The sequence below is a fragment of the Aeromonas molluscorum 848 genome, from assembly GCF_000388115.1.
In the GTDB taxonomy this organism is placed as follows: domain Bacteria; phylum Pseudomonadota; class Gammaproteobacteria; order Enterobacterales; family Aeromonadaceae; genus Aeromonas; species Aeromonas molluscorum.
In genome coordinates, this window is the sequence record NZ_AQGQ01000017.1 from 12,489 (window position 1) to 39,172 (window position 26,684).

Sequence of the window (26,684 nt, forward strand, 5' to 3'; positions counted from 1 at the left end):
TGAACCTCAGCGCCGGGCTCGCTGCCCAGGAAACCCTGAATGAATGGGGCCTGACCCCGCGTAGGAGAAGCTAATGTCGTTCTCTCTGGATGAATATCTGGCCGAACTGGCCCCCTTCATCAACCTCGATTGTGGCACCCGCACCCCGTCCGGGGTCGCCAGGGTTGCCGATCTCATGACCGAGAAGTATCACGGTCTTGGCTGGCAGGTGCAGCGCCATCAATTCGCCGCCGAGTGCGGTCCCTGTCTCGAGATAACCAATGCCCCGGGGGCTAGCCACTATGACGTGATGCTGGTGGGTCACATGGACACCGTCTTCCCCGAGGGCACCGCCGCCAAGCGGCCATTGCGCATCGAGGGGGATCTGGGATTTGGCCCCGGTGTGTCTGATATGAAAAGCGGTCTGCTGTCTACCTTTCATGCCCTCAAGGGGTTGTCGCCCGAATTGCTGGCCCGGCTTAGGATCCTGGTGTGCTGCAACTGCGACGAGGAGCTAGGGTCGCCCTGGTCAAAGGAGTGGCTGGTTGAAAAGGCGCGGCAATCTAGTTGCGTACTGGTGGCCGAGGCCGCTCGTCCCGATGGCTCGCTCATCAGCGCCCGCAAGGGGAACGCCAAGTACCGCCTGCGTTTTCATGGCCGCGCCTCCCATGCCGGTTCGGCCCTGGCGGAAGGGGTGTCAGCCATCACCGAGTTCGCCCGTTGGGCATTGGCCATCAATGAGCTGGTCAACTTCGAGACGGGAACGACCCTCAATGTCGGTACGGTGCAGGGCGGCACGGGCGTCAATGTGGTACCGGACTTTGTCGAGGCCATGGTTGATCTGCGTTTCTGGAGCAATGAAGAAGCTGAACTCATCGATCATCGCTTCGACTTCATGGCCAATAACCCCTTCCTGGCCGGATGTCGAGTCGAGGTGGACAGGCTCGCCTTCAAACCGGCCATGCGGCCGAGTGAAGATACCAGGGCCTTGATGGCTCTGGTGGAGCGGGCGGGGGTCGCCGAGCGGATGACAGTCAACTGGGTGGAGGCAGGCGGTGGTTCTGATGCCAACTTTACAGCGGCAGCCGGGGTGCCCTCCCTGGATGGCTTTGGCCCCATGGGGGGCGGTTTTCACTCCGAGGCGGAGTTTTTGCAACTGGGCAGCATAGGCCCGCGCATTCGTTTGCTGCGCCAGGTATTGAGGGCGCTGGCCGAGAGCCGGCAAGCCTAGCCAGGGGATAAAGCGAGCGTGCCGACGAGTGCACGGTTCAACAATAACGGGAGGCCAAGGCCTCCCGTTATTGTGCGTGGTGCGCCCGGCTTAGAGCAGTATGCTGGTCAGCACATAGCCCAGGGTGCAGGAGGTGGCGACACCGATCAGCCCCGGAATGATGAAACTGTGGTTGATGATGAACTTGCCGATGCGAGTGGTGCCGGAGCGGTCAAAACCGATGCAGGCCAGATCGCTCGGGTAGGTTGGCAGCACGAAGTAGCCGTAGCTCGCGGGCAGGAAGGCGATCAGCAGCTTGGGCTCGACACCCAGGGCCAGTCCCATGGGGGCGATGGCGGTGAGGGCGGCGGCCTGGCTGTTGACCAGCTTGGAGATGAGGAACAGCACCAGGGCATAGGTCCAGGGCTGGGCCTGTACCACGTGGGCCAGCGACTCCTTGAGCAGCGGCATGTGGGCCTGGAAGAAGGTCTCGCTCATCCAGGCGACCCCGAACACCGAGAAGATGGCGACCATGCCCGCCTTGAATACCGCACCGTTGGAGATATCACCCGGCTTGACTTTGCAGCGCATCAGGATGATGGCACCGGCGATCAGCATCATCATCTGGATCACCAGGTTCATGGAGAGGGGGCCTGTCTTGTCCTTGATGGTGAATACCGGGCGCAGCCCTTCGTTGGCACCGAGCAACACCACGGCGGCGATGGCGGCGAAGAAGATCCAGGTCGACCAGTAGGCCTCTTTCGGGAACTTGGTATTGAGCAGGGTTTCACCGCCGCCATAGATGAAGCTGCGCTGCTCCGGATCCTTGATCCTGGCCTGGAACTCTTCATCCTTGTCCAGATCCTTGCCGCGGCGCAGGCTCCACAGGGCCGCCATCATGACCCCGCTCAATGAAGAGGGAATGGCGATCATCAGGATATCCAGCAGGCCGTAAGCCTCACCGATACCGTGCCCGGCCGCCAGGATGGAGACCATGGAGACCACGGCGACCGAGACTGGCGAGGCACAGATCGCCATCTGGGAGGCGACGGAGGCCACGGCCATCGGCCGCTCGGGGCGGATGTTCTTTTGCAGCGCGATGTCGGCGATGATGGGGAACATGGTGTAGACCACGTGGCCGGTGCCGCACAGAAAGGTGAGGGTCCAGGTGGTGAGTGGGGCCAGTATGGTGATGTACTGGGGGTGACGGCGCAGCAGCCGTTCGGCTATCTGCATCATCAGGTTGAGGCCGCCGGCGGTCTGCAGGGTGGCGGCGCAGCCGATCACCGCGAGTATGGTCAGCATGACCTGGACTGGCGGTTCGCCCGGCGCCAGACCGAACACGAAGGTCAGCAGGAACAGGCCTATGCCACTGATCAGACCCAGTCCCATGCCCCCAAATCGGGTACCCAGCAGCAAGCAGCCGAGTACCACCATAAACTCCATCAAGATCATTCCATTTCCTCGCGTGATGTCGAGTCATTCCCCTGTGTGCGTCAGTGGTCATGACTCCGGATTATTGCTGTTATTTAGCCCTTAAGGGTTAGTTGTCATTGTGCCCGCCCATGGGGGGCAAAAAGTTGCGTTACTTCAATAACTCATCGCTTTTTGATTTAACTGCATAAAAATTACGGTTTTTCCCCTGTACAGGGGTCTGCGCATCGTGATTGGCAGGGGAGGCTGGGGGCATTCGAGAACCTCCTGTCAGGAGGCCGCTGGGTGTCGATGAAGAGGTGTGGCAAAGTCTCGCGTCGGGCCGGCAGGTGTTCATTCCCGCGGGTATAGGCGGGACTGGCTCTTTTGCCCTTTAGCTTGCCAAGTACCTGGGCGCCTCTGTCACGACCTTCACCAGCACGGCGAGTGTCGAGTGGGGTCGGTCACTGGGGCCGCTGTGGTGGTCGTTAGCCTTGAGTGGGAGGCGCTGGGCGGCTGCGGGGAATAAAAAAGCCGACCCTGGGGTCGGCTTTTTGCGCAATGGCTCGCCTGGTGCTGAAGATCAGAACTCGGCGGTACGCGGGGTACGGGGGAAGGGGATGACGTCACGGACGTTGCCCATGCCGGTCACATAGACCACCAGGCGCTCGAAGCCGAGGCCAAAGCCGGAGTGGGGCACGGTGCCGTAGCGACGCAGGTCGCGATACCACCAGTAGTCTTCCTTGTTCAGGCCCATCTCGGCCATGCGCTGATCGAGCACCTCGAGGCGCTCCTCGCGCTGGGCACCGCCGATGATCTCGCCGATCCCCGGGGCCAGCACGTCCATGGCGGCGACGGTCTTGCCGTCGTCGTTGAGGCGCATGTAGAAAGCTTTGATGTCTTTCGGGTAGTTCTTCACCACTACCGGCGACTTGAAGTGTTCTTCGGCCAGATAGCGCTCGTGCTCGGAGGACAAGTCGATGCCCCAGGAGACCGGGAATTCGAAGCGCTTGCCACAGTTTTTCAGTACTTCGATGGCATCGGTGTAGTCGATCTGGGCGAAATCGGAGGAGACGAAGCGCTCCAGACGATCGATGGCATCCTTGTCGACATGCTGGGCGAAGAACTCCAGATCGTCACGTCGCTCACTCAGCACGGCGTTGAAGACGTACTTGAGCATGGCTTCGGCCAGGGCGGCGTTATCGTCCAGGTTGGCGAAGGCAATTTCCGGTTCAACCATCCAGAACTCGGCCAAATGGCGGCTGGTGTTGGAGTTCTCAGCGCGGAAGGTAGGCCCGAAGGTGTAGACCTTGGAGAGGGCGCAGGCGTAGGTTTCGACGTTGAGCTGACCGGAGACGGTCAGGAAGGTCTCCTTGCCGAAGAAGTCCTTGTCGTAATCGACCTTGCCCGCTTCGGTGCGCGGCAGGTTTTCCAGATCCAGGGTGGAGACCCGGAACATCTCGCCCGCACCTTCGGTGTCGGAGGCGGTGATGAGCGGGGCTGCAATCCACAGATAGCCCTCTTCATGGAAGAAGCGGTGAATGGCCTGGGCCAGGCAGTTGCGCACCCGGGTCACGGCGCCGACGATGTTGGTACGCGGGCGCAAGTGGGCCTGTTCACGCAGGTATTCGATGCTGTGGCGCTTGGCTGCCATGGGGTAGGTATCCGGATCCTCGACCCAGCCCACCACCTTGACCTCGGTGGCTTGCAGCTCGAAAGCCTGACCGTTGCCCTGGGAGGCGGCAACCACACCGGTCACTTCCACGGAGCAAGCAGTGGTCAGACGCAGCACTTCATCCTCGTAATTGGCCAAGGTATTGGGGACGACGGCCTGAACCGGATGAAAACCGGAACCATCGGAAATGGCCAAAAATGAGATCCCCGCCTTGGAATCGCGGCGGGTCCGGATCCACCCTTTCACTGTCTGGGTGGTGCCAACCGCATATTTACCGGTCAGCACATCTACTACGGATGCGTGCGTCATCGAAATATTGTCTCCAGCTTGTTCTTGCAGCGCTATGGGTCCGCCCGGGCACTGCTTGGCCCATGATGGCAGACTGAGCCGACAATCTTACCCGCGCAGGTTTGATAAACAAGCAAAAATGTCGGACTCTGAAGGGATTGAGAGCCAATCGGGCAGAAGGAGCAGAGTGTGGAGGAACGACGGCGGGGACAGGGCAGGCTGATCGTGTTGCTGCACTGGCTGGCCATCGTCTGCTGGGGCTGTGTCATGGCGCTGCTCACCCTGTATCACTATGCCCGTCCCGAGATTGCCTATGGTTTCCTGCGTTATGGCGGCATCACCGTCAGGGAGCACTGGGATCCGGCCTTGACCCCCTTGCTGGAATACAGCCTCTGGGGCTGCGTCGCCTTCACCTTGCTGGTGCTGACGCTGCAATACCGGCGCAGCCGTCGCGAGCAAGATGGTTACTCGCTCTCCCTCATCGTCCTGCTGCTCATCCTTATCATCAGCTTGCTGCTGTTCTACTTCGGCTGACCCGGGTCTGGATGCCTGATATCGGACTGAGTGCCCTCTGCGCTACCCGAGTGTGGGCGAGGGGGCTGGGTGTCATGGACGGCAGTGGCGTGGCTTGCCGCGCAGGGACGCTTGCCGAGCTGGCGTTCGACCCCATCCAGCATCTGGTTATAGGCCAATATGACGCGGCCTATCTCGTCCCCCTCATCCCCGTCCAGTCGATGACCAAAGTCATGGCGATCTGTTGCTTCTTCGATGGCGCGGGTGAGCCGATTGAGGGGGCTCACTATCCAGGTGCGAATCACCCAAAGGGTGAGCAACAACCCGAGACCGAAGATCAGGGTCAGGCTCAGGGCCGAGGTGAGGATGTTCTGTTCAACCCGGGTAAAGAGGGTATCGAGGGAGTAGTCGAAGCGCACCGCGCCCAGCACGGTATTTTCCGCCACCTGATGGCAGCTGGTGCAGTCGGTGCCGCGAAAATCACGCTGGGCGAGCAGAGGGCGGGTTACCACCAGCCGGCTGTGCTGGCCGTCGTGTACCACTTCCATGCTGCTCTTGCCCGCCAATGCCAGAGTGTCGAACTCGTCCCTGGACCCCTCGCTGTCGAGACCTGCGCCAAATTGTTTGCTGACCGCAGCGCCGCGCAAGATGCGGGCATCTTCGACGTGGGCGTGGTTCAGGAACTTGTGACGCAGGGTTTCGCGCGCCGCCATTTTGTTGGTCAACATCAGCATGTTGAGGCCGTCGAAGTAGGCCTCTATCTGCTCGCTGCTCTGCTCCTTGATCATGGTCAGAATAAGGTCGCGCTCGCGTACCGCCTGATAGGCGGCGGAGAAGACCAGCACCATGGAGAAGATAAACAGCAGGAAGAAGTTGAATTTGGCGGCAATGGAGAGGCGCATGAGAGCAGTACATCTGTTGGTAAAACCCGCCGCGCAGTCTACTCGTCTTGGCTGCTCGGGTCTGATGGCTTGCTCACACTCTTGTTAAAAAGCGCCTGTCCATTCCCGCATCTCTGTCTGGAGGTCATCTATTGGCCGTGGCGCTAGATGATGGGAAAGGGCGGGCTCAGTACTCCCCTTCGCTGATGGCGGTGCCGATGGCCTGGGTCAGCCGGGTCAGCTGGGCCGCGGTGATGACGAACGGCGGCATCAGGTATATAAGCTTGCCGAAGGGACGGATCCAGGCGCCCAGTTCGACAAACTTGCGCTGGATGCGCGCCACGTCCACCCGCTCCTTCATCTCCACCACCCCGACTGGCGCCGAGCACCCGCACATCGGCCACAGCCGGATTGAGGGTCAGTGCTACCAGCTCGGTTTTCAGCTGATGTTCGATGGCCTGCACCCGTGCCTGCCAGGGTGACGCGAGCAGTAGATCTATGGAGGCGTTGGCTACCGCGCAGGCGAGCGGGTTGGCCATGAAGGTCGGACCGTGCATGAAGACGCCGGCCTTGCCCTCGCAGATGGTGCGGGCGACATGCTCCGTGGTGAGGGTGGCCGAGAGCGTCATGTAACCACCGGTGAGCGCCTTGCCCAGACACAGGATGTCGGGGCTGATGCCCGCCCAGTCGCAGGCAAACAGTTGGCCGGTGCGGCCAAAGCCGGTGGCTATCTCGTCGGCGATGAGCAAGATGCCGAACTCGTCACACAGGGCACGCACCCATTGCAGATAGCGAGGGTGATAGAAGCGCATTCCGCCAGCCCCCTGCACGATCGGCTCGAGAATGATGGCGGCTATCTCCTCGTGGCGATCGGCGACCAGTTCCGCCAGTTCCACCACGCAGTTTTCATCCCATTGGGCGTGAAAGCGGCAACCCGGTGCCGGGGCGAAGAGCTGTTCGGGCAGGAAGCCTTTATAGAGCTCATGCATGCCGCCATCGGGGTCGCAGACGCTCATGGCGCCAAAGGTATCCCCATGATAACCACCGCGCAGGGAGACAAAGCGGGATCTGGGGCTGCCCTTGCTGTGCCAATACTGCTGGGCCATCTTGATCGCCACCTCCACCGCCACTGAGCCCGAGTCGGCCAGAAAGACTCTGTCCAGTCCGGCCGGGGTGATCTCCACCAGTTTGCGGCACAGTGCGATGGCGGGCTCATGGGTGAGGCCACCGAACATGACATGGGACATCTTGCCGAGCTGGGCCACCGCTGCGGCATCGAGTTGCGGTACCTGGTAGCCGTGAATGCTGGCCCACCAGGAGCTCATACCATCGACAAGTTCGCGACCATCGCTCAAGGTCAGGGTCACCCCCTTGGCGCTGGCCACTTCATAGCAGGGCAGGGGCTGGGTGAGAGAGGTATAGGGGTGCCAGATATGGTGCAGGTCGAATTCTTGATTGGTCATTATGTCTTCTGTTGTCAATGTTGTTGATCTGGTCGGTGTTGACAGTCTACGCGCGCTCTTTACACTAGCCAACAATTTCAGCCACTTGCCACGCAGGGTGCTAGTGTCAGGCGCTAGTCTGTCAGGCGGGCAGGGGCATATCTATAAAAAATGGAAGCCACCCATGAGCGCTCTTGTCGATTCTCCCTCTCTGCACGCCACAAAGGCCACCCACCCTCGCCAGGGCTCGGCCCCCGCAGCCGTTCGCTATGACTGGACTCTGGCCGAGGTGCAGGTGCTGTTTGCCCTGCCATTCAATGATCTCTTGTTCCAGGCTCAGGTGGTGCATCGCGCCCATTTCGACCCCAATGAGGTGCAGGTGAGTACCTTGCTCTCCATCAAGACCGGAGCCTGCCCGGAAGATTGCAAATATTGTCCCCAGAGTGCCCGTTACCACACCGGGCTTGAGACTGAGCGATTGATGGAGGTGGAGAAGGTGCTGGAGCGGGCCCGGGAAGCCAGAGCCAATGGTTCATCGCGTTTTTGCATGGGCGCTGCCTGGCGCAATCCCAAGGAGCGGGACATGCCCTACATATTGCGCATGGTCGAGGAGGTGCGAGGGCTGGGCATGGAGACCTGCATGACCTTGGGCATGCTCACGGCGGATCAGGCCAGTCGGCTGGGCGCAGCGGGTCTTGATTACTACAACCATAACCTCGATACCTCCCCCGAGTTCTACGGCGACATCATCACCACCCGCACCTACCAGGACAGGCTCGATACCCTGGCGAACGTCCGAGGCGCCGGCATGAAGGTCTGCTCCGGCGGCATCGTCGGCATGGGAGAGCAGGGCAAAGACAGAGCGGGTCTGTTGATGGCGCTCGCCAATCTGCCCCGTCACCCCGAGAGCGTGCCCATCAACATGCTGGTCAAGGTGAAGGGGACTCCCATGGCGGACCAGCAGGATCTGGATCCGTTCGAATTTGTGCGCACCATCGCCGTGGCGCGCATCATGATGCCGACCTCTCACGTGCGCCTCTCCGCCGGGCGGGAGAAGATGAACGAGCAGATGCAGGCCATGTGCTTCATGGCCGGTGCCAACTCCATCTTCTACGGCTGCAAGCTGCTCACCACCCCCAATCCGGATGAGAGCACTGACATGCAGCTGTTCAAGCGGCTCGGCATACGCCCGGCCCAGCGAGCCCAGAAACCCGACGGGGTGCAGGAAGAAGAGCTGTTGACCCGAGTGGCCAGCCAGCCGGTGAGCGGCGATCTCTTCTATGATGCCAGCCACCCCAAGGGACCGCGTGCATGAGCAGCATTCGTCATGCAGCCGATCGCACGCCGGTGAGCCGCAGCGAGATGGGGGCCCGCAGGCGAGTGCCGCAGGGTGTTTATTCGGCTATCTCCCATGGTACTTGCATGCCAACGCCAGCAAGGAGCGTGCAATGAGCTCTCCCTTCGCCTTGGGCGAGGCGTTGGCCGCACGGGCGCGAGAAGGGCTGCTGCGTACTCGCCAGAGCGGCAATGGTGGTGCCGGTACCCGGCTGCAGGTGGCGGGACGCGATTATCTCAACTTCTCCTCCAACGACTATCTGGGGCTGGCCGGTCATCCGGCATTGGCCCTCGCTTTCAAGGAGGGGCTGGATCGCTATGGGGCGGGCTCCGGAGCCTCCCCGCTGGTGACAGGTTACAGCCATGCCCATCAGGCGCTGGAGGAGCAGATTGCCGACTGGTTGGGGTTGGAGGCCGTCTTGTTGTTCAATTGCGGCTTTTCTGCCAATCAGGCGGTGCTCAAGGCGCTGCTCGGCAAGGAGCACTTGCTCTGGCAGGACAGGCTTAATCACGCGTCCTTGCAAGAAGCGGGCAGCCTGTTGCCCTGCACGATGAAGCGCTTTGGCCACAATGACATGGCGCAACTCGCCGCGCAGCTTGAGCCGGGTCGAGGACTCATCGTGTCGGAAGGGGTGTTCAGCATGGATGGGGATCAGGGGCCCTGGTCCGAGCTTGCCCGGCTGGCCGAGCAGAGCCGTAACTGGCTGATGATAGATGATGCCCATGGCCTGGGCGTACTCGGCGCCGAGGGGCGTGGCACCTTGCACGAGCAAGGGGTGGCTGCTTGGCGAGTTCAGATACAAATGGGCACCTTTGGCAAGGCGCTCGGGGTGGCTGGCGCCTTTGTCGGCGGCAGTCGCGAGCTGGTGGACTATATGGTCAACTTCGCTCGCCCCTATGTCTACAGCACTCATATGCCAGCGGCCCAGGCCCATGCGGTGCTGCGCGCCGTCGAGCTGGTGCGCGGTGGCAGCGAATCGCGGGAGCGATTGCGCCAGCTCATCGGCCGTTTTCGCGAAGGAGGACGCCAACTGGGTTGGTCTCTTGGCATGAGTGCGACCCCGATCCAGCCGCTGCTGGTGGGCGCGAGCGAGGCCGCCACCCGGCTGTCGAGCCGCCTGCGCGAAGAGGGGATCTGGGTGAGCGCGATACGCCCGCCTACGGTACCCCAGGGCAAGGCGCGGCTGCGCATCACCCTGAGCGCGGCCCACAGCGAGCAGCAGATAGATAAGCTGCTCGATACCCTGGGGGAGGCGAAGTCCCATGTTTGAGATGCATCAAGGCAACCCAGGGCGTAGCCTGACGTGCGAACCTTTCCAGCGGGTTGACAAGCGGGCACTTGCCCGCCGTTTTGGCGCTGCCGCCGCCTCCTACGATGCCCATGCCCAGTTCCAGCAGGAGGTGGGTCAGGCACTCCTGGCCAAGCTGCCTGCTGGCCATTGGGGAGAGGGGCTGGATCTGGGTTGCGGTACCGGCTTCTTCTTGCCTGCCTTGCAACAGCGCTGCAGCCGACTGTGGGGTTTGGATCTCTCCCCCGGCATGCTGGCCCAGGCCAAGTTGCGGGCCAGCGGTGCCCGCTTGTTGTGTGGCGATGCCGAGGCGCTGCCTCTGGCCGATGCCAGTGTCGATCTGCTCTTTTCCAGCCTGGCGTTGCAGTGGTGCGAGCGACCGCAGCTGGGGTTCAGCGAGCTGAAGCGGGTGCTGAGACCGGGCGGCCAGATCATCTTCTCGACGCTGCTGAGCGGCTCACTCTGGCAGTTGGCGCAGGCTTGGCTGGTCGTGGATGACAAACCCCATGTCAATCGCTTTCTCGACGAAGCCCAGCTCAGAGAAGCCCTTGAAAATGCGGGCTTTCAGTCCCCAGATATAGAGGTGCGCCCCTGGTCTCTGGGTTATGGCCAACTGCTGGAATTGCTGCGCGATCTCAAGGGGATAGGAGCGAGTCAGGTCAACGAGGGGGCCGAGGGCGGATTGGGCGGACGTACCCGGCTCGCCCGGCTCGCCGAGGCTTATGAAGCGTTTCGGCGCCCCGACAATTTGCTGGAGGCCAGCTATAGCGTGGCCCTGGTGCGACTGGGCTGAACTTGGCGCACCTGCTTGTTTTCACCTCACGTCAGGAGTGGCGATGACGACATTTTTTATCACGGGCACTGATACCGATGTGGGCAAGACCCTGGTCAGTCGCGCCCTGCTGCAAGCCGCGAGTGCCCAGGGCCGACAGTGTGCCGGGTACAAGCCCATCTCGGCGGGCTGTGAGCAGACCCCACAAGGGCTGCGCAACAGGGATGCCTTGCAGTTGCAGCAGGCCGCCAGCCTGAGCCTGCCCTATGAGTGGGTCAACCCCTTCGCCTATGCGCCCCCCATAGCCCCGCACATAGCGGCGGCTCAGGTAGGGCAACCCATAGAGGAAGCCGGACTCACGGCCGGGCTGCGACGGCTCGAGCGCAGTGGCGCCGAGCTGGTGCTGGTTGAGGGCGCGGGAGGCTGGCATCTCCCCTTGAATGACCAGCGGCTGCTGTCTGATTGGGTGACGGATCAGCGACTGCCCGTGGTCTTGGTGGTGGGTGCCAAGCTGGGTTGCCTCAATCATGCCCTGCTGACGGTGGCCGCCATAGAGCAATCGGGGCTTCGCCTGGCGGCCTGGGTGATGAATCGTCTGCCCTGCGGCATGAGTTGCTATGAGGAGAATTTGGCGACTTTGTGCCAGCGCTTGCCAGCGCCTCTGCTCGGCGAGATCCCGACCTTGAGCGAACCAGATAGCGCTAACTTGCAGGAATATCTCGATATTTCCCTGTTGCGCTGAGCGCAGCATTCAGGGAGCATTCATAGAAAACAACTAGTATGTGTGACAGGGAGCACAGTCTGATCTACCGCACTGCGCCCCACTCATTCTCACAAGGAGTCTATATGAAGCGAATTATGCTATTCCTAGTGACCAACCTGGCCGTCATGCTGGTGCTGGGGGTGGTACTCAATATCCTGTTCTCGGTGCTTGGCATCAACAAGTCCAGTATCTCTGGCTTGCTGATCTTCTGTGCCGTGTTCGGTTTTGGGGGTTCCTTTATCTCTTTGCTGATGTCCAAGTGGATGGCCAAGCGTAGCTATGGCGTCCAGGTCATCGAACAGCCCCGTAACGAGACCGAGCACTGGCTGGTCAGTACCGTGGCTCGTCAGGCCCGCGAAGCGGGGATCAAGATGCCGGAAGTGGGCATCTATGAGTCCGCTGACATGAATGCCTTCGCCACCGGAGCCCGTCGGGACGACTCGCTGGTAGCGGTATCTTCCGGCCTGCTCTACAGCATGAGCCGCGACGAGGCCGAAGCCGTGCTGGCCCATGAGGTGAGCCACGTGGCTAACGGCGACATGGTGACTCTGACCCTGATCCAGGGGGTGGTGAACACCTTCGTGATGTTCTTCGCCCGCATAGTGGCGGGCGTCATCAGCAACTTCTTCAGCTCCAACAACAGTGAAGAGAGCAGCAGCTCCGGTGGGTTCGCCTACATGATCACCGTGTTCGTGCTGGAGATGATTTTCGGTGTGCTGGCCTCGATGATCGTGATGTGGTTCAGCCGCCAGCGTGAGTTCCGGGCCGATGCCGGCGCCGCCAAGCTGGCGGGTCGTGACAAGATGATAGCGGCGCTGCAGCGCCTCTCCCGCGGTGCCGAGCCGCAGATGGAAGGCGCCATGATGGCCTTTGGCATCAACGGCAAGCGTTCGGTGAGTGAGTTCTTCATGAGCCACCCGCCCATAGAGCAGCGTATCGCAGCCCTGCGTCAGGGGTGAGCCCATGCCATATGAAACGGCTGCCTCGGCAGCCGTTTTTTTATGCATTTTCCAATTGGCTGACCGATCACCCCAGTGTTGTCAGCCCGGGATGATTGACGGGGCAGGGGCAGCCGGAGTCAGGCTATTTCGATGTCGGTCAGAGGAATGGCACAGCAGGTCAGGATCTTGCCCTGAGCGCGCTCGGCCTCGGTGAGAGCCGGTGCGCTCGCCTGCTCAACCTCACCGGCAACCAGCGTCTGCTTGCAACTGCCACAGATCCCGGCCCGGCAGCTCCAGGGCAAGTCCAGCCCCTGCTTGCTGGCCTGATCGAGTATGCTGCCCTGGTTATTGCCAGCAAAGCGCTTGCCTGCTATCTGCAAGGTCACCCCTTGGTGGGGACGGGCACTGATGAGCGGGGCCCCACCGAAACTCTCCTGACGAATGCGCTTCACCCCGGCCCCTTGCAGCAGCGTGATGGCCCTGCTCATGAATCCCTGGGGGCCGCAGAGAAAGACGTCTCGCTCGCACAGATGCTGTACCAGGGCGAGGTGTTCGGCGCCGAGTCGGCCTTGCAGCCCCTGCCAGTGGCCGTCAGCCTGGCTCAGGATAAGGCTCAGTTGCATGCCTTGGCGTGCCAGGGCATGCAACTCCTCGGGGACGGGAATGTCAGCTTCGCTGCGGCACTGATGCATGAAGTGAACTTCGCCGAGCTCGCCGCGCAGGGCCAGAGTGCGGGCGATGGCAAGCATGGGGGTGATGCCTGAACCGGCAGACAGCAGCAGCAACTTGCGCTCAGCGCCAAGCTGGAAGTCACCGGCGGGATCCTTGGCCAGCACGCGATCGCCTACCTTGAGATGGCGGTGCAGCCACTGGGAGAGCCGGCCATCGGCCTGGCGCTTGACGCCGATGGCATAGCGCCCCGGCGCATCCGGGCTCGAGCAGAGAGTGTAGCGGCGCTGCACCCGTTCCCCCTTGATATCGACAAACAGCGGCAGATGTTGACCCGCCTGGTAGTCGGGCAAGGGCTCGCCATCCTCGGCTTCGAACCAGAAGGTCTCCAGATCCCGGGCCAGGGGGGTGCGTGCCACGCAGATCAGGGCGCGCTTCTTCGGCGCGCCATTGCCGTAGACCTGAGGGCGTACCCGCTCCAGCACCTCTATCTCACTGCCAGCCGCGATCCAGCCCTCATTGAGGGCTACCAGGTTTTGGCCGAAATAGACCTCGCCGTCTTCGCCACGACGATAGTGAGTCAGAGTGGCGAGCGGCTCCTTGAGCGCATTGAAGCGGCTGGATCCGGATTCGACTGTGGTCATGATGCAGCGGCTGCAGGGTTTGGCTATCAGGAACTCGACTTCACCGATGCGAATACGGCGCCAGCCATCTTCCTCGAAGGGGCGCAAACCGCTGGCCACCAGATTGGTGCGAAACTGGCTCATCTGATGCAATGCATCGGATCTCAAGTTGAGATCCTCCAGGGAAGCCTGACCTATCAGCAACAGGGGATAACCATCGGCGAAGCTGACGCGGGTGCCGGTTTTATCGCGAAAACGGGCCGATTGTTCGCCAAGCCAGAGCAGGCGTACCGGCTCTCCGGCCACCCGGCTCAGCCAGTGATCCGCCAGCTCATGGGTACGCAGCGCGGTAAAGCTGTCACCCCAGACGCCGGTGGCTTGAGGCGTGAGCAGGAAATCCTGTTCCAGCAGAGTGAGCAGCTCCTGGCCCGGATAGCGCAGTTGCAGGCCGCCCTCGACGGGGCTGGCCACGACTTGCTGCAATTGGGGATGGGTTCGGGCCGTGATGAAGGTGCCGTCCGGCTTGACCACCATGTAACGCCGGTCGCCATCCAGTCCCTCCTCGCCAACGCGGGCCCGGTTCAGGGTCATGCCCGCGGTGGATTTGATGGGATAGAGGTGAATGCTGTCCAGACGGGGCATGGTGCTCTCCTTGAGCGTGGCAGGGCGAGGGCACAAGATAACGGTTTGACCCCGAAAGCTCAATCGAGGTGCAATCAGTGCTGGGGGAGGCAAACGAAAAACCCGGCCTATGGGCCGGGTTGAGAGGATAAATTGCTTATCCGTGCAATCACTCGATCAATTTTCTAGGCGTTCAATGAGACTGATGTTGTTTGAGGATGTCGTATATCTCCTCTTTGAGTTTAAGTTTCTGTTTTTTCAGATCCCTCAACTCAGGACTGAAGTCGCTGGCATGATGCTTTTCCAGTTTTCTGATGGTCCCGTCCAGCTCGTTGTGTAAGGCAAACTTCTGATGGAAATGGTCATCACTGCTCTTCAGTTGCGAGATAAGGTCTCTGTACTCTGGGAACATGTAATGTCGCCTCCTTGTTGCGCTTGGGTGTGCCGACACGATTAAAACTACACCTCGGAGTTCGAGATAGATGTGATCGAGATCGCAGTTATGAGCTGTCTCCAGATCGCTGTCATAACATTGTCATAAGCGATTGAATCAACTGATAACTTTATCGCACAGCGCGCATTGTCTCGGTAAAAATCGGGGGGAGGTCACAGAAAATGCACAGGGACAGCGATGCGGGAGGTGACAGCGCAGCAGGCGGGTCATCGGCCGAATAAACAAAGGGGCCACAGGCCCCTTTGTTGTCATTGCGATAACCGCGGGTGCAGGCTTACTCCTTTTTCTTCTTAGTCTTCTCGGGCAGCGCCTTGCCATCACGGGCGATGACTTTGCCCGCTTCAAAACCAATCTGGGCCGCCAGCTCCTCAAGATCTCCCGCCTTGGCCTCGCTGCCGATGGCATAGCGGTAGTTGGCTATGGTGATCTTGTCGGCCACAGGTGTGCCCGGGACTATGGGTTCACGCCAGCCTTGGCCGATGTGCGCCACCAGGGTGCCGTTCATGATGAGCTCGCCGACTATCTCCTGGCTGGGTTGGCCCTTGCCGAAGGTCAGCCCTTGGGGATGCTTCTTGCCAATCAGCGGTGCATCGCTGGCCGGGAGCAGCTGGGTGCGGATCAACCATTTGGGATCCTTGGTCTTGCCGAGGGCCTTGCCGGTCTGATACTCGTTGATCTTGATGGTCTTTATCATCTGGGCGGTGAACTCTTTGGTCAGCGCCTTCTGGGCCTCGTTTGTTGCATCTATGACGATGGGCGCCACATACCAGGTCTGGGGCGCTTGCGCCTTGGGGGCAGTGGCATCCGTTTGCGCCAGGGCCAGAGGGCTGAGCAGCAGAGTAGCCAACAAGAGTCCGATTTTCTTCATTCTGATCCCGCTTATGTTTCAACTAGGAGTTTGTTTTGCCAGCGACGACTGCGCCAGCGCCAGAACATGGCCAGTCCGCGAACCCATTCATCACAGGCGAGCGCCAGCCAGATGCCGACCAGTCCATAGCCTTGCATGATACCAAGGTAATAGGAAAGGGGAACGGCGATGCCCCACATGGACAGCAGTGCCATGTAGAGCGGGAAACGGGCATCCCCGGTGGCGCGCAGGGCGTTGATCACCACCAGGTTGAAGGTGCGGCCAGGTTCGAGGATCAGGCTGATGAGAAACAGCTGAGCCACCATGTCGATGATGTCGCCATCTGCGGTGAACAGACTGATAATCTGCCGTCCGCTGATGGCCACGGCAATGGCGATCAGGGTGGTGACGATCAACCCCAGCTTGAGGCTGTGCAACAGCTGGGCGTAAGCCTGCTCGAAGCGGCGGGCGCCGGCCAGGTGACCGATGATGATCTCGTTGCCAAGGCCGATGGAGAGGCCGAACAGCAGAATGAACAGGCAGATCTGGAAGAAGTAGCTCTGGGTCGCCAGCGCCTTGTCACCGAGCAGGCCGACGAAGGCCGTTACCACCATGAACTGCAGCATCCAGGAGAGGTTCTCCCCCGCCGCCGGCAGGCCGATATGCAACACCTTGCGCAGCATGGGACGGCTGGGTTTGAGGATCTCTGGCAGGCGCAGCCGGATCCCCGTCTTGCGCGCTACCAGCCAGACCAGCAGTACCACGCCAACCAGACGACCCACGACTGTGCTGATGGCGACCCCGGCCACTCCGAGTTGTGGCAGGCCAAACCAGCCATAGAGCAGCAACAAGTTGCCGACGAAGGTGATGAGGTTGACTATCAGGGTCACATACATGGCCTGACGGGTATGACCGTGGGCGCGCAGGGTGGATGCGAGACAGAGGGCGGCGGCCTCGGGCAGCAGGCACAGGCCGATGATCTGGAGGTAAAGCAGGGCATCGCCCATCAGGTGATCGGGCAGGTTCATCAAGGCCAGCATGGGGGCCGCTCCCAGCATGACTCCCACAGCGGCGACCAGCCCGACCAGCAGATTGAAGCCGATGGCCGTGTGGATGACGATACGTGCCTTCTCCCGATCGCCTGCGCCCAGATACTGGGTGATCACCACGCTGGTGCCTATGCTGACGAAGCTGAACAGGGTGATGGCCAGATCGAACACCTGATTACCGACCGCCAGCGCCGCCACCCCCTGGTAGGAGACGTGACCCACCATGAAGGTGTTGAGGGCCCCGGTCAGGAAGTGCAGGGCGAGATCGATAAACAGCGGCCAGGTCAGCGCGAACAGCGTGCCAGGTCCGGCTTGGGATTGAGTGTGCATGGGGAGTCCAAATACTGGGGATGGCCCTCGTCAGGGCCATCTGGACGGGCATTTAACACCAAGAGTCTGCGGGGTGCAATCTTGCTCTGAGAGGATAGCGCCAGACCATCGCCATTCGGATGGACTGGCGCCCAATCAGGCTTGAGTGGTACTCGCCTCTTGCTCGCAGGGGAGGGTGAGCCGCGCCGAGTCCGGCAGCGCATCATCTTTGGGCCACTGGGAGAGGATAGCGTCAGTGGTGCTCTCCACTACGTCGTCATCCTTGAACAGGGGCTCGCGGTAGCAACGGGTCATGCGCAGTGCCTGATACATGTCGGGGCAGAGGATGATGCCTTCGTCGCCGACCCGGATCCCGGCCTGGCGGAACCAGTGGCTGAGCTGGCCGTGGCGCCCCGCCATTACCATGTGGATACCACGGCGTTTCAACTCGCGGTGCAGCTCGCCGACCATGCTCATCACGCTGATGTCCTGATGAGTGAAACAGGCCACGGCATCCACCACCAGACACTGGGGGCTATGGGGATCCTGCACCAGCAGCGCCAGCACTCGCCGTTTGAAGTAGGGGGCGTTGAAGTAGGTGAGCGGTGAGTTGAAGCGGTAGACCAGCACCCCCGGGATCGCCTTGGCCTGTTCGTTGTCGCCCAGGGTGCGAACCACCCCTTCATCATCCATGCCGAGCAGTTGATCCGTCGGGCGCATCACGTTGCGCAGGAACTGGAACAATCCAAGCAGCACCGCGAGCGTGATGCCGGGGATGACCCCCATGGTGAGCACGCTGATAAAGGTGATCAGCGCCAGCCAGAAGGCGGCGCGATCGGAATCCTTCAGCGCCCACAACCCCTTGAGATCGAGCAGGGAGATGGATGCCATCACCAGTACCACCCCGAGGGCGGCGGTGGGGATGTATTGCAGCGGTGAGGTCAGGTAGAAGGCAATGAAGCCGATGATGATGGCGGCGATGATGGAGACCAGCTGGCTCTTGCCACCGTTGGCATCGTTGACCGCGGTGCGCGAGTCGGCGCCACTGATGGCAAAGCCCTGGGAGACGGCGGAGGCGAGATTGGCCATGCCCAGCGCCCTGAACTCCTTGTCTGCATCAATCTCATAGCCATTTTTGGCGGCAAAGCTGCGGGCAGTGAGCATCATGGAGACAAAGCTCACCATGGCAAGGTTGAGGGCGGGTAGCACCAGTTCACGCAGCAGCCCGGGGGGAAACTCCGGCATCTGGAAGGCGGGCAGGCCCGAGCCAATGGTGCCCAGGGTATCAATCCCGAACTGACCCAGATGACCCGCCCATACCAGGGCAGCCGTGGCCACCATGGCCACCATGGAGGAGGGCCAGCCCGGCCGGTAACGTTTGCTGAGCAGCAAGATGAGCAGGGTGAAGAGGCTCATGGCCAGGGTGGGCAGATGGGTACGCGCCAGATAGTTGGTACCGCTCATGATCCGCTCGATGAGGTAGCGTTCGTCAAAGGTGAAGCCGAGGATCTTGGAGAGCTGACCCACCATGATGGTGATGGCGACCCCGTTGAGCAACCCCATCAAGATTGGTCGGGAGAGAAAATCGGCAAATACCCCCAACTTGAAGCGGCTGGCGAGCAGGCACCAGAAGCCCGTCATGGCGGTCATCGTCATGACAAGTTGCCAATGGCGGGTCGCATCGCCTGCGGCAAGGGGGGCGACCACGGCGGCGATGACGGCGCAGGTAGCGGCATCGGGACCGACAATGAGCTGGCGTGAGGTGCCAAACAGGGCGTAAACCATCATCGGCAATATGCAGGAGTAGAGGCCGACGATGGCACCTACACCGGTCAATTCGGCATAGGCGATAGCCACAGGCAGCGCAACGGCGGCCACCGAGAAACCGGCCCGAACATCGGGCAGCAACCAGGCCCGTTGGTATTGCAACAAGGCAACCAGGCCCGGCAGCCAGCGCTCGAGAGAGAAAAAATCGCGCATCATGAAACCCGTATTATAAAAGCCACTGTATATCAGTCACTTTAGTTAAGTTGTTGTGCCAAAGTGGCTTTTTACTGAGGGTGGCAAGCAGCCTGGGCTAGCGTCATCCTGATTGAGGGATCCAGAGCTGAGGCCAGAGTCGGCGCCATGCCTTGGCGGCGACCCGCTCATCAAACACAGACCGGGGTTGCCGACAACGGGGGTTGGGCAGAACCTCAAGGGACCAGCATCTGGTCAGACCAAAGGGGGCCAGCCAGTGCAATTTACCATCCGGTAGCAGGCGCACTCCGACGCAGGTGGGCAGTTCGACCCAGTGACCCAGAGCTTGCTCGCTGCTGTCAAAGGGGGCCACTCCCTGGCGAAGGTGCATGCGGGCCTGATTGCGCACCTGCCAGCGACCGGCCAGACGCGCGCTCAACCAGGCTTCGTGGGCCGACTCTTGTGTTCCCTCAATATCTGCCGGATCCAGATAGACAAGATCCAGGTCGTTGAGCGGGGTCGGCTCGGCGTTATGGTGCAGATGATCCCAGATGAGGTTGCGTACAAAGCCTGCCCCGAGCGCCCAGTCAGGCAGCTCAAGCGTGGCGGCCATCTTCAGGCAGGCCATGCGATAGGGGTCGGCGCGCAGCAGTGCCTCGGTCTGCACCCTCAGCCGGGGCTCGAGAGCGTCACTCATGGGAGCCGAGAGCTCAACCGCCATGGCGTCGCAACCAGGTCTCGATATAGCTGCAGCTCGGGATTATCTCGAGATTTTGTCCCTTGCACCAGTCGAAGAAGGCCCGGGCCAGCTGGTCTGCCAGCCCCTGACCGCGCAGTTCGCCGGGCACGAAGGTGCTATAGGCATCGACCTGGTGTTGGTCGAGCAACCGGTAGCGCAGGCGCGCCTCATGGCCGTCAACCACGCAGAGGAAGGCTTGCTGCTGCGGATCATGGATGATGTCTGTCATGGCAACTCCTGTTCATGGCCACGCCGGCGCATGGCCCTTTGCCGGGGTGACTAGCTCGCTTACACTGATCCCCCTCATGGAAGGGCCAGGTTGCGGGACGACCCCATCACCGCCCCTTGTCTGATGACACTCATGATGCCACGTTAGCTGCGCCAACTCATCCGCGCATTTGCACAGGAAGCCACGATGGCCTTTGCCACCCTAGACGATTTGATAGGCGATACCCCGCTGGTGCGCCTGCAGCGTATCAATCCCCATGCGGGAGTCACCATTTTGGTCAAGCTGGAGGGCAACAACCCTGCCGGTTCGGTCAAGGACAGGCCTGCGTTGAACCTCATTCTCGCCGCCGAAGCGAGCGGTCGCTTACCGCCCGGCGCCAGACTGATCGAGGCCACCTCGGGCAATACCGGTATCGCCCTGGCCATGGTGGCGGCCACCAAGGGCTACCGGATGCGGCTCATCATGCCGAGCAACATGAGCCAGGAGCGCCGCGCCGCCATGCAAGCCTATGGCGCCGAGCTGGTGCTGGTCGACAATGGCATGGAGGGGGCGAGGGATCTGGCGCAGGCCATGGCGGCCAAGGGGGAGGGGTTGGTGCTGGATCAGTTCAACAATCCTGCCAACCCGCAGGCCCACTACCAGAGCACAGGCCCCGAAATCTGGCGCCAGAGTGGCGAAGCCATCACTCACTTCGTCTCGGCCATGGGCACCACTGGTACCATCATGGGGGTCTCTCGTTATCTCAAGGAGCAGAACCCGGCGGTGCAGGTCGTCGGTCTACAACCGGCGGAAGGGAGTCAAATTCCGGGGATCCGCCGTTGGCCCGCCGCTTACCAGCCCGCCATTTTCGAGCCTGAGCGGGTTGATCGGGTTCTGGACATCACCCAGGCGGAGGCGCTCGCCACCATGCGCCGTCTGGCCAGGGAAGAGGGGATTTGTTGCGGCGTCAGCTCGGGAGGGGCAGTGGCGGGAGCACTGCGTGTCGCCGCCGAGCTTGAGCAGGGAGTGATCGTCGCTATTATCTGCGATCGAGGGGATCGCTACCTCTCCACCGGGGTGTTCGATGCCCTGATCTGAACTTCGCCTGGCATAAATCAATAAACAGCAGGGGCCATGGGCCCCTGCTGTTTATTGAGCGCTTAGCGGATCAACCAGCTCAGCAGCAGCTTCTTGTACCAGCGATCATAGGGCGGCTGGAGCAGGATACCCGGGCTCCACTTGCCCCGGCGCAGCACCGTCTTGGCCTTGGAAAAGGTGAGAAACCCCTCCCGGCCATGGTAGTGGCCCATGCCTGATGGGCCTATGCCCCCGAAAGGCGCATCGTCCGCCGCAACCTGCTGCAGGGTCTCATTGATGGCGACCCCACCGGAGTGCGTCTCTCTGATCACCCTGGCCTGCAACTCGGGATCCAGGCTCATCAGATAGAGGGCCAGGGGCCTGGGTCTGCTCTGGATATAGGTAATGGCCTCATCGAGGCTGTCATAGGGTACCAGCGGCAGCAGGGGGCCGAAGATCTCCTCTCGCATCAGTTGGCAGTGGCCGGGCAGCTCGGTCAACAGATGGGGCAGCAATCGGCGCTGTTCGTCATCCCGGGCCGGGGTGGCGCAAGGGTGGGCCTGGGCGCCGGCGGCAACGGCCTCCTCCAGCCAGTCGATAAGCCGTTGATACTGGCGCGGGTTGATGATGGAGGCGTAGTCATCGCTCGCCAATCCCTGAGGGTAGAGGCGCAAGAAGCGTTCGCGATAAGCCTGGATAAACGCGCCCTCCTGCCCCCTGGGCAGCAGCACATAGTCGGGCGCGACACAGACCTGGCCTGCATTGAGACTCTTGCCATACAGTACTCGTTCCACCGCCAGGCTCATCGGCATGTCAGGCCCGATGAGGCAGGGGGATTTGCCGCCTAGTTCCAGGGTGAGTGGGGTGAGCTGGCGGGCGGCGCCGGCCATCACCTGCCGACCTATGCTGGTCGAGCCGGTAAACAGCAGATGATCGAAGGGGAGGGCGCAGAAGGCCGCCCCTTGCTGGGCATCCCCCTCGCAGACTACCACCTCGTCCTGCTCGAAGGCATCGCCCAGCAGCTGGATGAGGACTGCATTGGTGGCCGGGGTGAACTCGGAGAGTTTGAGCATGGCTCTGTTGCCGGCAGAAATGGCACCGATGAGTGGCCCCAGGCTCAGCATCACGGGGAAGTTCCAGGGCACCACTATGCCCACGACGCCCAGGGGCTGATAAACCACCTCAAGCCGGGCAGGATTGAGCAGCAGCCCCGGACTGCGTCGACTCGGGGCCATCCACTTCTTGAGGTGTCTGCGCACATGTTTGAGCTGGGTGAGGCAGGGCAGTATATCGGCGAGCAGACTATCGGCTCGGCTGCGTTTGCCATAGTCGTTGGCCAGCGCCCGACAGAGGGCCTCCTTGTGGCTCAGCAGGGCTTGCTCTAGTCGCGCTAGTCTGGCCAGTCGCTCGGTAAGTGACGGGGCTGGGGCGGCCTGATAGGCTGACTTGAGTCGATCCAGCTGGGTGGCAAAATGCATGGCCTGTTCCATAGGGGCTCCCGGGCAGAATTGGGTCCGGGGACGTTAACCCGGCCTTGCGCATCCTGTAAAGCCACAGGCCCGGGATCGGCGGCGAAGCGTGCGCCGCCGCCCACTTTCGGTGACAGTATGCTTTTTACAGCCCATGGACATCTTTGGTACTGGCCAAAACTAACCATTTTGGGGTAATTTATATCTCATCACAGCAGAGGGAGAGAGTGTCATGACAGAGGAATTGGAACGCTTGCTGACCAAGGTCAATGATGTGGTAGACCGTATGCCTGCCAGCTTCAATACCTATGAGTTCGTCCAGAAGTTGGCGCTGCATCATCAGGGAGCCTACTTTGCGGCGGGACACTCTCTGGCGGAGCAGCCCTTGCCTGTGCTCAAGCTGATCCATCGCCAGGTGGGCGAGGTGCTCGGATCCAGCGATCGCCTCATAGAGGGGGCTCATCTGGCTTGTGTCACCCCTTGGGGAGAGACCGCCAGCTCACCACGCTGGCACCGCAAGGCGTAGTCGGTTTCAAGCAGCAATCAGGCCCCGATGGGGCCTGATTGCTGTCAGCCCGAGGGCCCGGTGACTGAGGTCAGGCGGCGTGCCTGCCAGTAGTGCTTGCGCCAGTAGACGTTGTCGAGCCGGGAGCGGATCACCCCCTTGCTGGTGGAGGCGTGGATAAATTCGCCTGCGCCGGTATAGACGCCGACGTGATACTGATCCCAACCCGTCTTGAAGAACACCAGATCCCCATGACGGAGCTCGCTGCGTGCTATGGCCTTGCCGAGATCGGCCTGGGACTCTGTCGTGCGGGGCAGCTGGAAGCCCAGCACTTGCTGGTAAGCGAGCTGGGTGAAGGCGGAGCAGTCGAGCCCGGCCCGGTTGGTACCGCCCATGCGATAGGGAACGCCGCGCCACTGTTGAAAGAAGCCGTCGAAGGCTCTGTCAGGGGTTGAGGGCGCTACCGGCTCGGGTGTGCTGGAGCAGGCGGCCAGCAACAGGGCAAGCAGAGGCAGGATCCGTTTCATCAGCATCACTCTCCCATACATAGAACCCGCACGTGCCCAAGAGTGCAAGACATGCTGCTCACCATGGCTGAGAGCAGCCCCTTCACTGCGGGAAAACCGGCTCAGGCTGGGGCTCGATCAGCGGTTTGACCAGCTCTGCCAGCTTGTAGAAGGTCTGCACCCGGGTGGTACTGGGGCGCCACACCAGGCCTATCTCCCGATAAGCCTGCTCACCCGGCAGCGGGATGGCCACCAGATCAGTGTTATCCAGGATGCCGGCGTCTATGGCCATCTGCGGCAAGAAGGTCGTGCCTAACCCGGCGCCGACCATCTGCACGAGCGTGTGCAGACTGGTGGCGGCAAAGGGGTTGATCTTGCTCTTGTCGCGCAGTCGACAGGCGCTCACCGCATGCTCGGTCAGGCAGTGCTCGCGCTCGAGCAGGAAGATGCTCTGACTGGGCAGCTCTTTATAGTCGAACGGCATGTGCAGCCCCGCCGCCATGTCGCTGGGCATCACCATGTGGAAGGGATCCTGACCGACCGGCTTGCAATGGAAACCGCCAATTTCGATGGGTAACGCCAGGATCAAGAGGTCGAGTTGGCCCTGCTCCAGTTGCTTGAGCAGGTTGCTGGTGGTGTCTTCACGCAGCAACAGCTCCAGGTCCGGATAGGTTTTGGCGCAGCGCTGCACCAGCTTGCTGAGCAGGAAGGGGGCTATGGTCGGAATGCAGCCGAGCCGCACCGTGCCCTGCATGACGCCACCCTGCTGCTGGCCGAGTTCCATCAGATCCCGGGCGTCGGAAAGCAGGTTTCGGGCCCGCTCGACCACATCCAGGCCGATGGGGGTCATGATGAAGCTCTTGTGGTCGCGCTCCACCAGTTGCAGGTTCATCATGTCCTCCAGGGTCTGGATGCCGGTACTCAGAGTAGACTGGCTGACATGGCACGCCTTGGCGGCGCGGTTGAAGTTCTTGTGTTCGTCGAGCGCTATCAGATATTGGAGCTGTTTCAGGCTGGGCCAGCGTTGCATAGGAGTACCTGATCCGTTCTATCTATTTAATTTGATTTAACTAATCTAACATTGGTGCCGTTTTTTGTCGCTTTAATAAAGGACGCTGACAGGCTGAAAGCCTCCCTGTGTTCAGCCTGTCGCAAGTTTCATCCCCGGGGATGGCGGGCAAGCGGAGCGGCTGTGCGAGTGACGAATCAGGGTTTGCCAATAAAAAACGCGCCCGAAGGCGCGCTCTTGGGTCGATGGTGCTGCACTCCCATCACTCTTCGAAGATGCCGAAGTGCTCCTTGGAGAAGGCGACGCGCTGTGCCACCGTCATCTTGGTGGAACCCAGCTTCTCTATGGTCTTGAGATTGGGGACCAGGCCGCGGCCGTTGGCTATCTGGATGGCGAGGCCGGGGCGGGCGTTGAGCTCGAGCAGCATGGGGCCACGGAACTTGTCGAGCACCATGTCGGTACCGATATAACCCAGGCCGGACATCTCGTAGCAAGATGCCGCCAGCGTCAGCAAGATATCCCAGTGAGGAACCTTGAGTTCGTACAGATCCAGGCCGGTGTCCGGGTGGTGGCGCAAGGGATTGCCAAACTGCACCGCCCGCAGCGCCCGGCCGGTACGCAGGCACAGGCCCACCCCCACGGCGCCCTGATGCAGGTTCGCCTTGCCGTCCGATGCCGCGGTAGAGAGGCGCATCATGGCCATCACCGGGAAGCCCTTGAAGATGATCACCCGGGCATCGGGCACCCCTTCAAACGAGTAGCCGTCGAACACATCATCGAAGTTGATGAGGCCTTCCACCAGCGCCACGTCAGGCTTGCCGCCGAGAGAATAGAGCCCGGCCAGTATGTTGGAGACATGGCGCTCCAGATCCTGGCCATTGGAGGCGCTGCCGTTGGGTTTGTAGAAGAGGCCATCTTCCTGGCGCAGGATCACCAATATCCCTTTGCCCCCCGAGCCCCGGGCCGGTTTGATGCAAAAGCCCGGCCACTCCTTGACCAGCTCGGTGATGCGGGCCACATCATGCTGCTCGCGAATGGTCCCGATGAGATCAGGCACTGTCACTCCGGCATCCAGCGCTATCTTCTTGGTCTGCAACTTGTCATCCACCAGAGGATAGAGGTTGCGCGGATTATAGCGGCTGATATAGGTGTGGTTGCGCTTGTTCATGCCGAGGATGCCTGACTGGGCCAGGCTCCACGGGCTGGTGTATTTTTCCCAGAACCACATCTGTTACTTGTCCTTACCCGGTGTGACGCCGGACTTCATCTCATCCACCAGCGGCTTGAAACGCTTGAGCTCGCTCAGTTTGTAACCTGTGTAGTTACCCATCACCAGCACGGTTGCCATCAGTACCAGCTGCAGGCCGAGGAAGTTGAAGGTGAGGTGACGGATCAGCTCGTTGTCCATGGCCAGGTAGGCGATGACGGCGACCAGCAACGAACCACCGCCTTGGCGGAACACCTCTTTGGACCCCTCTTCTTCCCAGAGGATGGACATGCGCTCTATGGTCCAGGAGAGGATGATCATCGGGAAGAAGGTGATCTTCACCCCGCTGGTCAGTCCCAGCTTGAAGGCCAAGGCCGAGAAGAGACCAATCATCGAGATCACCATGATGATGATCGCCGATATTCGGGCCACCAGCAGCAAGTTGAGCCGCGACAGGTAGGAGCGAATGACGAGACCGGTACCGACGATCAGCAGGAAACCGACCAGTCCCGTGATGAGCTGAGTCTGGATGAAGGCGACTGCAATCAGCACCGGCATGAAGGTGCCCGAGGTCTTGATGCCGACCATGACCCGCAGGAACACCACCATCAGCACGCCGATGGGGATCAGCAGCAGACCCTTGAACAGGGCTTGCTCTTCCAGCGGCAAGCTGTGGATGGAGAAGTTCATCATTTCGGACTGCTCGAACTTCTGGGCCAACGCCACACTGACGGGCTGTTCTTGAGCGATCATCGAGAAGGTGACCTTGGAATTATGACCACCGGTCACATCCAGCAGGGCACCGGAGTTGTACTCCCACAGCAGCAGATTGGCGGGGCGGCCCTGTTCGCCGGTCTCCGGGTTGAACAGCTGATAATCGGTCGGGCTGTTGAACACCTGCAAATAGTCGACCAACTCCTGGCGACGGCGAC

General features: G+C 61.1%; 24 protein-coding genes and 1 pseudogene. 9 read left to right on the forward strand and 16 right to left on the reverse strand.

The window, feature by feature from the left end:
• The first annotated feature begins 73 nt into the window (after nucleotides 1-73).
• On the forward strand, nucleotides 74-1,210 hold the full coding sequence (locus G113_RS04670; protein ID WP_005894348.1) for a M20 family metallopeptidase: 1,137 nt from the start codon (nucleotides 74-76) through the stop codon (nucleotides 1,208-1,210).
• Nucleotides 1,211-1,300: 90 nt separating this feature from the next.
• Here G113_RS04670 and G113_RS04675 read toward each other — a convergent pair whose 3' ends face one another.
• Nucleotides 1,301-2,644, reverse strand: coding sequence for an anaerobic C4-dicarboxylate transporter (locus tag G113_RS04675; protein ID WP_005894350.1), 1,344 nt, complete (start codon nucleotides 2,642-2,644; stop codon nucleotides 1,301-1,303).
• Between the two features lie 541 nt (nucleotides 2,645-3,185).
• The gene (asnS, locus tag G113_RS04680; RefSeq protein ID WP_005894351.1) at nucleotides 3,186-4,586 is read right to left on the reverse strand and encodes an asparagine--tRNA ligase; all 1,401 of its coding nucleotides are present in this window, start codon (nucleotides 4,584-4,586) and stop codon (nucleotides 3,186-3,188) included.
• Nucleotides 4,587-4,754: 168 nt separating this feature from the next.
• Between asnS and G113_RS04685 the strand changes: the two genes are divergently transcribed.
• Nucleotides 4,755-5,099, forward strand: a complete 345-nt coding sequence (locus tag G113_RS04685) for a hypothetical protein (protein WP_005894354.1) — start codon at nucleotides 4,755-4,757, stop codon at nucleotides 5,097-5,099.
• On the opposite strand, the gene G113_RS04690 is transcribed toward G113_RS04685, so the two are convergent.
• Nucleotides 5,087-5,980: a HAMP domain-containing protein gene (locus G113_RS04690; RefSeq protein ID WP_005894356.1), complete on the reverse strand. Its 894-nt coding sequence runs from the start codon at nucleotides 5,978-5,980 to the stop codon at nucleotides 5,087-5,089. The two genes, G113_RS04685 and G113_RS04690, sit on opposite strands and share 13 nt — an antisense overlap.
• Nucleotides 5,981-6,146: 166 nt before the next feature.
• A pseudogene (bioA, locus tag G113_RS04695) lies at nucleotides 6,147-7,422 on the reverse strand (adenosylmethionine--8-amino-7-oxononanoate transaminase).
• A 163-nt stretch (nucleotides 7,423-7,585) separates the two neighbouring features.
• On the opposite strand from bioA, the gene bioB reads away from it, so the two are divergent.
• The 5 genes from bioB to htpX all read left to right on the forward strand — a co-directional run bounded on the left by bioB (nucleotide 7,586) and on the right by htpX (nucleotide 12,519).
• A complete protein-coding gene (gene bioB / locus G113_RS04700; RefSeq protein ID WP_005894359.1) occupies nucleotides 7,586-8,716 on the forward strand; it encodes a biotin synthase BioB in 1,131 nt (376 codons plus the stop codon).
• A gap of 133 nt (nucleotides 8,717-8,849) precedes the next feature.
• Nucleotides 8,850-10,007, forward strand: a complete 1,158-nt coding sequence (gene bioF, locus G113_RS04705) for an 8-amino-7-oxononanoate synthase (protein ID WP_005894361.1) — start codon at nucleotides 8,850-8,852, stop codon at nucleotides 10,005-10,007.
• A complete protein-coding gene (bioC, locus tag G113_RS04710; RefSeq protein ID WP_005894363.1) occupies nucleotides 10,000-10,818 on the forward strand; it encodes a malonyl-ACP O-methyltransferase BioC in 819 nt (272 codons plus the stop codon). Before bioF ends, bioC begins: the two co-directional genes overlap by 8 nt.
• A 43-nt stretch (nucleotides 10,819-10,861) precedes the next feature.
• A complete protein-coding gene (gene bioD / locus G113_RS04715; RefSeq protein ID WP_005894365.1) occupies nucleotides 10,862-11,539 on the forward strand; it encodes a dethiobiotin synthase in 678 nt (225 codons plus the stop codon).
• Nucleotides 11,540-11,643: 104 nt separating this feature from the next.
• Nucleotides 11,644-12,519, forward strand: coding sequence for a protease HtpX (gene htpX / locus G113_RS04720; RefSeq protein WP_005894367.1), 876 nt, complete (start codon nucleotides 11,644-11,646; stop codon nucleotides 12,517-12,519).
• Nucleotides 12,520-12,638: 119 nt separating this feature from the next.
• On the opposite strand, the gene G113_RS04725 is transcribed toward htpX, so the two are convergent.
• The 7 genes from G113_RS04725 to G113_RS04755 form a co-directional block, all read right to left on the reverse strand.
• Nucleotides 12,639-14,435, reverse strand: a complete 1,797-nt coding sequence (locus tag G113_RS04725; protein ID WP_005894369.1) for an MOSC N-terminal beta barrel domain-containing protein — start codon at nucleotides 14,433-14,435, stop codon at nucleotides 12,639-12,641.
• Nucleotides 14,436-14,607: 172 nt separating this feature from the next.
• Nucleotides 14,608-14,826 carry a YdcH family protein gene (locus G113_RS04730; protein WP_005894371.1) on the reverse strand — a complete coding sequence of 73 codons (219 nt, stop codon included), beginning with the start codon at nucleotides 14,824-14,826 and terminating at the stop codon, nucleotides 14,608-14,610.
• A gap of 316 nt (nucleotides 14,827-15,142) precedes the next feature.
• Nucleotides 15,143-15,736, reverse strand: a complete 594-nt coding sequence (locus tag G113_RS04735; RefSeq protein WP_005894373.1) for a hypothetical protein — start codon at nucleotides 15,734-15,736, stop codon at nucleotides 15,143-15,145.
• A gap of 11 nt (nucleotides 15,737-15,747) precedes the next feature.
• Nucleotides 15,748-17,094 (reverse strand): MATE family efflux transporter, encoded by a 1,347-nt coding sequence (locus G113_RS04740; protein ID WP_005894375.1) that lies wholly within the window; start codon nucleotides 17,092-17,094, stop codon nucleotides 15,748-15,750.
• 135 nt (nucleotides 17,095-17,229) lie between these two features.
• The gene (locus G113_RS04745) at nucleotides 17,230-19,053 is read right to left on the reverse strand and encodes a SulP family inorganic anion transporter (RefSeq protein ID WP_040318917.1); all 1,824 of its coding nucleotides are present in this window, start codon (nucleotides 19,051-19,053) and stop codon (nucleotides 17,230-17,232) included.
• A 103-nt stretch (nucleotides 19,054-19,156) separates the two neighbouring features.
• On the reverse strand, nucleotides 19,157-19,753 hold the full coding sequence (locus tag G113_RS04750; RefSeq protein WP_005894379.1) for a nucleotidyltransferase family protein: 597 nt from the start codon (nucleotides 19,751-19,753) through the stop codon (nucleotides 19,157-19,159).
• On the reverse strand, nucleotides 19,743-20,000 hold the full coding sequence (locus G113_RS04755) for a GNAT family N-acetyltransferase (RefSeq protein ID WP_005894382.1): 258 nt from the start codon (nucleotides 19,998-20,000) through the stop codon (nucleotides 19,743-19,745). Before G113_RS04755 ends, G113_RS04750 begins: the two co-directional genes overlap by 11 nt.
• A gap of 186 nt (nucleotides 20,001-20,186) precedes the next feature.
• Here G113_RS04755 and cysM point away from each other — a divergent pair, with 186 nt between their 5' ends.
• Nucleotides 20,187-21,077, forward strand: coding sequence for a cysteine synthase CysM (gene cysM, locus G113_RS04760; RefSeq protein WP_005894384.1), 891 nt, complete (start codon nucleotides 20,187-20,189; stop codon nucleotides 21,075-21,077).
• A gap of 62 nt (nucleotides 21,078-21,139) precedes the next feature.
• Here cysM and G113_RS04765 read toward each other — a convergent pair whose 3' ends face one another.
• Nucleotides 21,140-22,546 carry a coniferyl aldehyde dehydrogenase gene (locus G113_RS04765; RefSeq protein ID WP_005894386.1) on the reverse strand — a complete coding sequence of 469 codons (1,407 nt, stop codon included), beginning with the start codon at nucleotides 22,544-22,546 and terminating at the stop codon, nucleotides 21,140-21,142.
• 211 nt (nucleotides 22,547-22,757) lie between these two features.
• Here G113_RS04765 and G113_RS04770 point away from each other — a divergent pair, with 211 nt between their 5' ends.
• A complete protein-coding gene (locus G113_RS04770) occupies nucleotides 22,758-23,051 on the forward strand; it encodes a hypothetical protein (RefSeq protein WP_005894388.1) in 294 nt (97 codons plus the stop codon).
• 44 nt (nucleotides 23,052-23,095) lie between these two features.
• Here G113_RS04770 and G113_RS04775 read toward each other — a convergent pair whose 3' ends face one another.
• The 4 genes from G113_RS04775 to G113_RS04790 all read right to left on the reverse strand — a co-directional run.
• On the reverse strand, nucleotides 23,096-23,563 hold the full coding sequence (locus tag G113_RS04775) for a C40 family peptidase (RefSeq protein ID WP_005894390.1): 468 nt from the start codon (nucleotides 23,561-23,563) through the stop codon (nucleotides 23,096-23,098).
• A 76-nt stretch (nucleotides 23,564-23,639) separates the two neighbouring features.
• Nucleotides 23,640-24,566 (reverse strand): hydrogen peroxide-inducible genes activator, encoded by a 927-nt coding sequence (locus G113_RS04780; RefSeq protein WP_005894392.1) that lies wholly within the window; start codon nucleotides 24,564-24,566, stop codon nucleotides 23,640-23,642.
• Between the two features lie 241 nt (nucleotides 24,567-24,807).
• On the reverse strand, nucleotides 24,808-25,773 hold the full coding sequence (locus G113_RS04785; RefSeq protein ID WP_005894394.1) for an alpha-L-glutamate ligase-like protein: 966 nt from the start codon (nucleotides 25,771-25,773) through the stop codon (nucleotides 24,808-24,810).
• Nucleotides 25,774-25,776: 3 nt separating this feature from the next.
• Nucleotides 25,777-26,684: 7TM domain-containing protein (locus G113_RS04790; RefSeq protein WP_005894395.1), on the reverse strand; the 908-nt coding region annotated here is incomplete at its 5' end.